The organism is Methanobacterium sp. (genome assembly GCA_030017655.1).
Lineage (GTDB): Archaea > Methanobacteriota > Methanobacteria > Methanobacteriales > Methanobacteriaceae > Methanobacterium_D.
Genome location: JASEIM010000080.1, coordinates 1 through 656, shown reverse-complemented (window position 1 = coordinate 656; position 656 = coordinate 1). Strand labels below are relative to the sequence as shown.

The following is a 656-nucleotide window of genomic DNA, read 5'->3' as shown; positions in this document are numbered from 1 at the left end:
ATAACCTACCTAAGGATCTTCAAAAACTATGGAAATCATCAATTGAATAACTCTGAGGATAAAAAAATGAAATTAGGTTTTTCATGCTTCCCATGAACAATTTAGACCAGTAAATTGTTGGAACTAGTACAGTTAGCAGAAAAAATGGATTTAGTACAGTAATGTGTTCTGATCATTTCCACCCAGGGGAAAAGCTCAAGGCGAAAGTGGATTTTCATGGTCATGGATTGGATCTGCACTACAAGCCACATCTTTACCTTTTGGAGTGGTGAATGCTCCTGGGCAAAGATACCATCCAGCAATTATAGCTCAAGCAGCTGCTACCCTAACCGAAATGTACGAAAATAGATTCTGGATTGCACTTGGAAGTGGTCAGTTATTAAATGAAGGGATTACAGGAGACAAATGGCCTTCAAAAGCAGAAAGAAACCAGCGTTTAAAACAATCTGCTGAAATCATAAGGAAATTATGGAATGGAATAAGGGTGACATTTAATGGACATGTTAAAATTGAAGAAGCGAAACTCTATACCCTTCCAGAAAAGCCACCACTTTTAATAGGTGCGGCAATATCTGCTGAAACTGCAGAATGGATGGAAATTTGGGCTGATGGTCTTATTACAACTTCAAAACCTGAAAAAGAGCTGAAAGAAGTGG

The 656-nt window shown here is 38.1% G+C and carries 1 protein-coding gene; it reads left to right on the top strand.

The genetic code is table 11. The features are described 5' to 3' along the window. Nucleotides 1-268 precede the first annotated feature (268 nt). On the top strand, nt 269-656 hold a 388-nt coding region (locus tag QMD61_11715; GenBank protein ID MDI6725300.1), incomplete at its 3' end, for an LLM class flavin-dependent oxidoreductase.